Origin of the sequence: Actinokineospora sp. (assembly GCF_052390155.1) — a bacterium.
Taxonomy (GTDB): domain Bacteria; phylum Actinomycetota; class Actinomycetes; order Mycobacteriales; family Pseudonocardiaceae; genus Actinokineospora.
This window is the reverse complement of record NZ_JBQTHF010000003.1, coordinates 71,175-78,262: the sequence shown is the minus strand read 5'-3', so window position 1 is coordinate 78,262 and position 7,088 is coordinate 71,175. Positions and strand designations below refer to the sequence as shown.

The 7,088-nt window shown below is 70.5% G+C and carries 5 protein-coding genes; 2 read left to right on the top strand and 3 right to left on the bottom strand.

All coding sequences use genetic code 11. The annotated features are described in order from the left end of the window. Window positions 1-156: 156 nt before the first annotated feature. Window positions 157-1,329: a 5-methyltetrahydropteroyltriglutamate--homocysteine methyltransferase gene (locus ACT4N7_RS01715; protein WP_444826755.1), complete on the bottom strand. Its 1,173-nt coding sequence runs from the start codon at window positions 1,327-1,329 to the stop codon at window positions 157-159. Window positions 1,330-1,718: 389 nt separating this feature from the next. Here ACT4N7_RS01715 and ACT4N7_RS01710 point away from each other — a divergent pair, with 389 nt between their 5' ends. Together ACT4N7_RS01710 and ACT4N7_RS01705 are read left to right on the top strand one after the other, a co-directional pair. Continuing rightward, on the top strand, window positions 1,719-3,593 hold the full coding sequence (locus ACT4N7_RS01710; protein WP_444826754.1) for a bifunctional homocysteine S-methyltransferase/methylenetetrahydrofolate reductase: 1,875 nt from the start codon (window positions 1,719-1,721) through the stop codon (window positions 3,591-3,593). Continuing rightward, a complete protein-coding gene (locus tag ACT4N7_RS01705) occupies window positions 3,590-4,873 on the top strand; it encodes a PucR family transcriptional regulator (RefSeq protein WP_444826753.1) in 1,284 nt (427 codons plus the stop codon). The genes ACT4N7_RS01710 and ACT4N7_RS01705 overlap by 4 nt, the downstream gene beginning before the upstream one ends. Window positions 4,874-4,885: 12 nt before the next feature. Here ACT4N7_RS01705 and ACT4N7_RS01700 read toward each other — a convergent pair whose 3' ends face one another. Together ACT4N7_RS01700 and ACT4N7_RS01695 are read right to left on the bottom strand one after the other, a co-directional pair. After that, window positions 4,886-6,052, bottom strand: a complete 1,167-nt coding sequence (locus tag ACT4N7_RS01700) for a thiolase family protein (RefSeq protein ID WP_444826752.1) — start codon at window positions 6,050-6,052, stop codon at window positions 4,886-4,888. Next, a complete protein-coding gene (locus ACT4N7_RS01695; protein WP_444826751.1) occupies window positions 6,049-7,086 on the bottom strand; it encodes a methyltransferase in 1,038 nt (345 codons plus the stop codon). Before ACT4N7_RS01695 ends, ACT4N7_RS01700 begins: the two co-directional genes overlap by 4 nt. Window positions 7,087-7,088 lie beyond the last annotated feature (2 nt).

The following is a 7,088-nucleotide window of genomic DNA, read 5'->3' as shown; positions in this document are numbered from 1 at the left end:
GGGCCCCCCCCGGGCGGGGGGGGGCGCTGGGGGTTGGGTTTTTGGGGGGGGGCCCCCCCCGGGGGGGGCGGTCTGCCCCGCCCCCCCCCCCCCGGCGGGGGGGCCGGGTGGGGGCCCCCCCCGGGGCACCCGGGTCGCTCGGGGCTCGAACCGAGGTCAGCTCACCTTGAGCTGATCGGCGGCCATCCGAGTTCCCTTAACCCGGTTCGTGATCTTCTGGAATGCGACGTCGCGCGCGAAGTCCGGCGAACCGTGGCTGGGCTTCTCATCGATGCTGAAGGGCGAGAAACCGCAGTCGTCGGTGGCGCCGAGTTGTTCTTTCGGCATGAAATTGGACGCGCGGACAAGGGCGTCGCGCACTTCTTCCGGGCTTTCCACCCGCGGGTTCAGCGGGTTGATGACGCCGATGTAGGCGAATTGCGGAATACCGTTGGCGTCGGACCGCAGGTGTTCGCCGATCGACTTGTACACCTTGTCCTTGTCGCGCTCGCTGGCGAGTTGGATGAGGAAATAGCCCGCATTCATCTGGAACATGCTGGGCAGCAGGTCGTTGTAGTCCACGTCCGCGCTGTGCACCGAGTCGCGGTCGCCGCCGGGGCAGGTGTGCACGCCGATCTTCGCCCGCTCCTCGGCGGTGAACCGGTCGATGACCCGGTTGTTCAGCTCGATGAAGTGCGGCAGCATGTTGCGGCCGGTCCACGGGTTGCGCGGGTCGTTCCTTGTGGACAGTCGGCCCTCGGTGAAGTCGATCGAGACGCGCGCGGCGCCCGCGGCGAACGCGCCGCGGATGTCCTTCTCGGTCTCGTTGCACAGGTCTTCGAGGAACTTCTCGCGCGCGTAGCCGGGCACCTCGTCGTCAAGTGGGTAGAGCAGCGCGAGCATCGACGGCGCGATGACGGCCTGTTTCATCGGCTTGGTGGCGTATCCGATGGACTTCTTCAGCGTGTCCGCGGCGTAGGTCTTGTACTTGAACGGGCCCTTGGCGAGCTTGGGCAACTGCCTGCGGTGACCGTCGGCGAAGATGGCGAAGTACTGGCCGCCACCGGCGAGGGTGTCCGCGAGTCCGGTCCCGGCAAGGGTGTCGGTGATCGGATACGTCGCGAAGCTCGACCACCGCTGCTCGCCGTCGGAGACGATCGGGGATCCGGTCGCCTCGTAGCGCTCGATGGACTCCTTCGCGGCGGCGTCCTGCATTTCTTCCAAGGCGTCGTGGTCGATCGATCCCTCGTCGTAGGCGGCGTACGCCTCCTGAAGCTTGGACGGTCGCGGCAGCGAGCCGACGGGTTCGGTGGGAATACCAGTGCTCGTCCGAGGGTCGTAGTCACTCATGACGCGTTCGGCCTCCTGTGGGCGGTGGGATGCGAAGTCGCGAAAAAGGAGCGGTCGCTGCCTGACGTTCTCGACCATCCACAGCAGACAACGATGGCGCTGAGGGGATACGAGGAAGAGACCGGTCTGTCTCAGGATGCCTCAGGGCACACATTATCGAACGAGCATATGTGAGTCAAGTCACTGAGGTCTTTAGACTCTACGTCGGCCGATTCTTGCCAGTGATTCCTGTTCAACATCGCTATGAAGCGCACGTCCGACTTTTCGACCGAGTTCTTTCGCGCGGTATCGCCAGGTGGCGCATAGGCGTACGATGAGAGAGACTGATCTGTCTCTTGATACCGAAACGGCATTGAGAGCGTGCCGACTGGACCAGAGGGTGGTGGCCGGTGGATCACGCCCCGGGACACGGCGCCCGCTCCGACAGTCCCCGAGCGCGGATGCGCGAGCGGTTCGCCGGGCGGATCGTGGTCTGCGACGGCGCCATGGGCACCATGCTGCACTCCGCGGGTGTCCCCCTGGACCGCTCGCTGTGCGAACTCAACCTGACCCAGCCGGGGCTCGTCCGCGACGTGCACGCCGCCTATCTCGCGGCGGGCGCGCAGATCCTGCAGACCAACACCTTCCACGCCAACCGGATGCGGCTGACCGGGCTCGGCCTGGAGGACCGGGTGGTCGAGATCAACATCGCCGGCGCCCGACTGGCCCGCGAGATCGCCCGCGCCGCGCCGGTGCCCGCGCTGGTGGCGGGCAGCGTCGGACCCGCGACCAGTGCGCCGTCGGTGTCCCGGGTGTCCGCGACCACGCGCGCCGACACGGTGCGCGAACAGGTCGCCGCGCTCGCGGACTGGGTCGACCTGATCGTGCTGGAGACCTTCGGGGACATCGAGTCGCTGACCGAGGCCGTGCGCATCGCGCTGGCCGAGACCGATCTGCCGGTGATCGCGCAGATGACCTTCGGCGACGACGGCCGGACGCTGCGCGGGGAGTCGCCCGAGGAGGCGGCCGCCGCGCTCGCGGGCCTGGACGTGGCCGCGATCGGCGCGAACTGCACGGTCGGACCGGCGGTGCTGACCGACGTGGTGGCCGCGCTCGCCGCGCACAGCGCGCTGCCGGTTTCCGTGCAGCCCAACGCGGGCGTGCCGGGGCGGTCGGGACAATCCCTGCGCTACGCGCACAATGTGGACTACTTCGCCGAGGCCGCGGCGCAGTTCGTCGCGGGCGGCGCGACGGTCATCGGCGGCTGCTGCGGCACCACCCCCGCGCACGTCCGGGCGATCGCGGCCGCGGTTCGCCCGCTCACTCCGTTGCGGCGCAAGGCGAAGCGCCGCGCGAGCGTCGTACCCCAGCCGGACGACGCAGGCGAGCGCGTCCCGGTCGCCTGGCCGCTGCGGCGCGAGCCCACGGTCATCGTCGGCCTGCGCGCGCCGAACGGGCCGCGGCTCGCGGAGTTCGTCGAGACGGCCGAGACCCTCACCAAGGCGGGCGCGACCACGATCGCGATCTCCGAGCCGGCGCCGCCGATGGCGCGGATCAACCCCGTCGGCGGCGGCGTCCTGCTCTCCGAGCGGGTCGGCGTCGAGGTGGTGCTCGTGGTGGAGACCTCCGGGCGCAACCTCGCCGCGCTGCAGGCCGATCTGCTCGGCGCGCACGCGCTGGGCCTGCGCACCGTGGTGTGCCGTACCGGGTCGGTCCGCGTGACCGGCGACTACCCCGAACCCGGGTCGCCGCTGGAGGTGGACTCGGTGCGGCTGGTGGCCGCGCTGGCCGGGCTGAACGACGGCGTGGACTGGCGCGGTGTCGCGACACCGCACCGGACCAGGTTCGTCGTCGGCGCGGCCGTGCGCACCTCGCCGGTCGACCTCGACCGCGAGGTGGCGCGGGTGGCGGAGAAAGTCCGGGCGGGCGCGCACTTCCTGGTCACCGACCCGATCCACGACGCCGCCGCGGCCCAGGCGACGCTGACCGCGCTGCGGGAGTCCGGGGTGGACCTGCCGATCGTCGGCACGGTCGCGCCGTTCGAGGACCCGGCCACGCTTCGCCTGCTGCGCAACGAGATTCCCGGGTCGACGCTGTCGATCTCCGCGCTCGCGGACGCCCGCCGCGCCATCGAGGACCCGGACTGGGCGGTGCGCAACGCGGTGCGCACGGCGGAGCGGCTCGGCGGGCTGCTGGCCGCGGTCATGGTGTCCGCGCCCGCCTGCCCCGACGCCCGGCTGGTCGAGCTGATCGGGCGGCTCGCCGAGCGGGCGGGGCCGGGGTGAGCGCGGCGGACCGCGCGCTCGCGATCAGCGCGGTGACGCGGCAGAACCTGGTCTATCGCGGCATGGTGCGCACCTGCGACCAACTCGCCGACGCGGCGCTCAACGGGGCCGATCCGGCGGTGCTGACCACGGTGTTCGCCCGACTGGTGCACAAGCGGATCGTGCTGCTCGACGCGGCGTTCGACCTGCGGTCGCAGGCGGGCGGCGAGCCGGACGCCGAGCTGCCGAAGTGGGACCGGGCCGACCTGGTGGTCGACCGGCTGCTGCGCGGCCTGGCTGCCGAGCGCCGCACGATCCGCCTGCCCGCGGTGCCGGGTTCGCTGCTGCGGCACGGGTGTCTGGCCACGCCGATCGCGGTCGGCCAGGAGACCCTCGGCTACCTGCTGCTGCTCGACGAGTCCGGTTCGGACAGTCCAGACGACTCGGACCTGCTCACCGTGACCTACGCGGCCACGCTGTTCGCGCTGACGCTGGCGCACGAGAAGACCAGCACGGAGCTGGGTCTGCGCTACCAGCGGGCCATTGTGGACGGTCTGCTGTCCGGCCACTTCCTCGACGCCGACGACGCCCGGCAGAAGGCGGCGGCGTTGGGGCTCAAGGACTGCCAGCCGTTCCGGGTCGGCGTGATCCGGGCCGACGGCGACGCCGATGGCAGCGCCGACGGCCACTCCGGGCTGATCGACGAGCTGGGCGCGTTCGTGCCGGGCGTGGTGAGCGCGGCCCGCGGCGCGGGTGCCGTGCTGCTGCTGCTGTGCGAGCAGGACACGGACTCCACCGGCAGGCACCGGCTCGCGGAGTTCCTGAGCAGGCCGCGGGACATCCGGCTCACCTGTGGGCTCAGCGAGTCGCTGCGGCTGCCCGAGTTGGCGCCGCGGGGATTCCACCAGGCCGAGCAGGCGATCGACCTCGGCAGCAGGCTGGGCCGCGCGGGCGAGGTGATCTGCTACGACGAGCTGGGCATCTACCGGCTGCTGCTGCTGGTCGGGGAGATGAAGGAGCTGTGGCAGTTCGCCGCGGACGTGCTGGGGCCGCTGATGGACTACGAGGTGGCGCACCGGGTCGACCTGGTGGGCACGCTGTCGGCGTACCTCAACCAGCACGGCAGCCTCAAACAGGCCGCCCGCACGCTGCGGGTGCACGCCAACACGGTGGCCTACCGCACTCAGCGCATCGAGGCGCTGACCCGGCTGGACCTCGGCGATCCCGACGACCGGCTGCTCGCGCACGTGGCCATCAAGATCATCGAGTCGCAGCGCGGCCGGGCGGAGGACCCGACCTGATCCGCGTGTGTCCTATCTGGACCGACCATAGATGTTGATCACGCTGACCACGTTGTCGTCGAGGTGCCAGCCGCCCGCGTTCTGGGTCAGGGCGAGACGGGCGCCCGGCACCTGGCGGCTGCCCGCCGTGCCGCGCAGTTGCAGCACCGACTCGACCACCTGGGCCAGGCCGGTCGCGCCGATCGGGTGGCCGCGGGCCAGCAGGCCGCCGCTGGTGTTGACCGGGATCCGGCCGCCGAGCGCGGTCGCGCCGCTGCGCAGCAGGTCCGGCCCGCCACCGGGTTCGGCCAGCCCGATCTGTTCGCACAGCATCGGTTCGGCGGACGCGGCGGCGTCGTGCACCTCCACGCAGTCCACATCGGACGGTCCGATCCCGGCCGCATCGTAGGCGGCGGCCGCGGCCAGCGCGGACACCCTGGCCTGCCCGTCGACCGGTGCCGTGCGCAGGATCGAGGCGAGTACGGCGACCGAGGTCTGGCCCGCGCGGCGGAACTCGGAGCTGACCAGCACCGCCGCGGCGGCGCCGTCGGAGATCGGCGAGCACATCGGCAGGGTGAACGGCCAGACGATCTCCCTGGCCGCGAGCACCTGCTCGACCGACCACTGCGCACCGAACTGCGCCGACGGGTTGAGCATGCCGTTGTGCTGGTTCTTCACCACCACAGCGGCGAAATCCTCCCGCGTGGCACCGGACTGCGCCATGTACCGCAGCGCGGACTCGGCGTAGAGGTCCATCAGGAACGAGCGCCCGGCGGGCAGGTCGGCGGGCACCAGGTCCATGTCGACGGACCCGCCGATGGCCGCGAACGAGCGGGCCTTGTCGGGGTGGGTCATCTTCTCCGCGCCGACCGCGAGCGCGATGTCGCAGACGCCGGTGGCCACCGCCTGCCAGGCGAGGTGGAACGCGCTGGACGCCGAGGCGCACGCGTTCTCCACGTTCATGATCGGGATCTCGCCGATTCCCAAGGGGCGCAACAGGAGTTGGCCCGCGATCATCTCCTGGCCGGTGATCGACCCGGCCACCGCGTTGCCGAAGTAGCCGGACTGGATCTCGGCGACCTCCCGGTCGGCGTCCTTGAGCGCCGCGGTCACCGCCTCGGCGGTGAGATCCTTCATGGAGCGTTCGGGCTGCTTGGCGAACCGGGTCATGCCGACCCCGGCCACGTAGACCTCTCTCATCGGCTGCAGGTGATGTAGCTCCACGTGCACGGGAAGGAACTCTGGCCGGGGAACAGCTTCTCCAGGCTGTAGCGGATGAGGAACAGCCGGTGCTTGAGCGCCAGGTCGGACGGGGTGCGGCCGTCCACCTTCGGCGAGCCGCCGACCCAGCTCAGCACGCCGTCGTGATAGGTGCTCAGCAACTGGAACCACTCCTCGACCTCGGCGTAGATCGTCGCGTCGAAGACGTGCCGCACCTTGAAGCCCGCGTCGGTGAAGGCGTCGAGGTAGACATCGAGCGGGCGCACCGGGACGAAGACCTTCTCCCGCAGCTTCGTATGCCCGGCCATCGCCGCGCTGTCCGCGAGCGCCTCGCGGTAGTCCGCGAACACCGGCTCCCTGGCGACGAGTTCGGCGGCGATCTCGTTCACCTTCTCGACCGTCTCGTCGATGATCCAGTCGCCCGCGCGCCTGCCCGGGTTGCGCAGGTTCGCCGAGCACACGCTGGCCAGGCCGCCCGGCCGCAGCACCTTCGCCCAGGACTCCAGTGTCTCGGTCAGGTTGTAGTAAAGGTGGATCGCGTTGGTCGAGGTGATGATGTCGACGCCGCGGTCGACCAGGCTGGGGTCGATCACCTCGTCGAGGGTCTGCAATTGCTTGCGCGCCTTGTCGAAACCGAGCAGCCGGAACGCGACCCGGTCGTCGTGGCCGTGGTTCTCCAGCGCGACCCGCAGGAACTTCGGCGAGGCGTCCACGTTCACGATTCCGACCGGGTGATCAATGTGGGAGAGCAGCCGTTTGGTCAGGATTCCCGTGCCGCTGGAATAGTCCACCATGACCTTGTGTTCGCCGAGTGCGGCAAGCACCTGGCTGACCGTCGGCTCCAGGTTCTTGTACCAACTGTGCTGGCCCACGCTGTCGTACGAGAGACCGAACCGGTCGACGTCCTGGCGGGTCCAGTCCTGGTCGGGGATCCGCGGGAAGTCGGCGGGCCACCGGAACCGATCCGGGTCGGCGGTGCGCACTGGCCCCACGGGGGCGGTCGTCGCGGTCATGG